The sequence below is a fragment of the Yersinia sp. 1252 StPb PI genome, from assembly GCF_048593885.1.
Classification (GTDB): domain Bacteria; phylum Pseudomonadota; class Gammaproteobacteria; order Enterobacterales; family Enterobacteriaceae; genus Yersinia; species Yersinia enterocolitica_E.
Genome location: NZ_JAZGQE010000326.1, coordinates 1 through 2,077 on the forward strand (window position 1 = coordinate 1; position 2,077 = coordinate 2,077).

The following is a 2,077-nucleotide window of genomic DNA, read 5'->3' on the forward strand; positions in this document are numbered from 1 at the left end:
ATTGGCAATAAAAAAGCCGGTCAAAGACCGGCCGTAACACTAACTAATTATCTGGCCACATAAGCCATAATGTGAATAAAAGTAAAAATAATGATGATAGCGGATGTATTATAGTCCTCGGTTATTGTATTTTACTTATCAATTTGTGCTGCTGATATATTTTTTCAACTTGTTGTTTTATATGTAAATTGTATTTGTTCTTGATTATAAGTGCTATATTTTTGGTGTTTTTAATATTTGTTAAAGTTCGCCAGTATTTACATTCTGAAATACTTTATTGGACATATGAAACATTATCCGTCACTTAGTAGCATTTTCTGTATAGATTAATCCTAATCTTATTCCCACAATAGAGAAACCCCATTGGGATTAATTGCTCGAAAGAGCAGTGGCATAATCAAATCTAATAATAGAGGATAATAACGATGAAACTTCGAGTTCTTTCTCTGCTGGTTCCGGCTTTATTAGTCGCAGGTAGTGCAGGTGCAGCTGAAATTTACAACAAAGACGGCAACAAACTGGACTTGTTCGGTAAAATTGATGGTCTGCATTATTTCTCTGACAATAAAAGCAACGATGGCGATCAGTCCTACATGCGTTTCGGCCTAAAAGGCGAAACACAAATTAATGACCAACTGACCGGTTATGGCGAGTGGGAATATCAGGCAAACCTGAATAAAGCTGAAAGTCAGGATCAAGGCAACTTCACCCGTGTTGGCTTTGCGGGTCTGAAATTTGCGGATTACGGTTCTCTGGATTACGGCCGTAACTACGGTGTGCTGTACGACGTAACTTCATGGACTGACGTGCTGCCAGAGTTTGGTGGCGATACATATGGTGCGGATAACTTCCTGTCTCAACGTGGTAACGGCATGGCGACTTACCGTAACACCAACTTCTTTGGTCTGGTGGACGGCCTGAACTTTGCGCTGCAATATCAGGGCAAAAATGGTAACGGTACTGAAACCAATAATGGCCGTGATGTACAAGGGCAGAATGGTGATGGTTACGGTATGTCCGTATCTTACGATTTGGGCTGGGGGGTGAGCGCTTCTGCGGCGATGGCCAGTTCTCTGCGTACTACTGATCAAAATAACCTGAAATTTGGTCACGGTGACCGTGCAGATGCATACACCGGTGGTTTGAAATACGATGCCAACAATGTCTATCTGGCGGCTAACTATACTCAGACTTATAACCTGACCCGCTTCGGTGATTTCGGCAATAACAATGCCGATGCAGGTTATGCTAACAAAGCGCAAAACATTGAGTTAGTGGCTCAATATCAATTTGATTTCGGCCTGCGTCCATCCGTGGCTTACCTGCAATCCAAAGGTAAAGACCTTGGCAACGGCTATGGTGACCAGGATCTGTTGAAATACGTTGATGTCGGCGCAACTTATGCCTTCAACAAAAACATGTCCACCTACGTTGATTACAAAATCAACCTGTTGGATGAAAATACCTTTACCAAAAACGCCGGTATCAACACTGATGATATCGTAGCTGTTGGTGTGGTTTACCAGTTCTAATTCTGATTACAGGATAAGTTCTGAGGCAGAACGCGGTCACCTGGCCGCGTTTTTTTTGTGTCGGTCATCAGGCTGGTATTGTTAGGGCAGGATGTTTATCCGCCGAAGGCAGCTCTTACGTGCATTGAAAACAGCCGATGGTTTATCAAAAGTCGCACTATTTTTAGCCGCACAGACTTTTTTTGACCAATTTTGGTGTGAAGTTTAACCAAACGAATCGAATTTCAATTTTTTCTGAATGAAACACTAGACATATCATCGCGCTATAGATGATAATGCTGCCCATTGGAAGGATGGCCGAGTGGTTTAAGGCAACGGTCTTGAAAACCGTCGACTGTAACAGGTCCTAGAGTTCGAATCTCTATCCTTCCGCCAAATTTAAAGCCCAAGCTTATCGCAAGCTTGGGCTTTTTTGTTTGTGTTTTTTTCGGGTATGTCATATCGCCCCTGTTGCCCGGGATCGTTTTTTATCTGTTTTTGTGTATGTAATTCATCCCTGATGACAGCCCCCCATCGGGAGTAACCCCGTTTTTTTCGTGATTTAC

1 protein-coding gene and 1 tRNA gene are annotated in these 2,077 nt (G+C 42.5%); both read left to right on the forward strand.

Translation table 11 applies throughout. The annotated features are described in order from the left end of the window. Positions 1–425: 425 nt before the first annotated feature. Positions 426–1,532: a porin OmpC gene (gene ompC / locus V2A85_RS23190; protein ID WP_083158305.1), complete on the forward strand. Its 1,107-nt coding sequence runs from the start codon at positions 426–428 to the stop codon at positions 1,530–1,532. A 287-nt stretch (positions 1,533–1,819) separates the two neighbouring features. Beyond that, a tRNA-Ser gene (locus tag V2A85_RS23195) sits at positions 1,820–1,907 on the forward strand. The last annotated feature ends 170 nt before the right edge of the window (positions 1,908–2,077 follow it).

Coding starts and splice junctions, on each gene's coding strand:
- ompC (WP_083158305.1), top strand. CDS start 426: ATGAAACTTCGAGTTCTTTCTCTGCTGGTTCCGGCTTTATTAGTCGCA.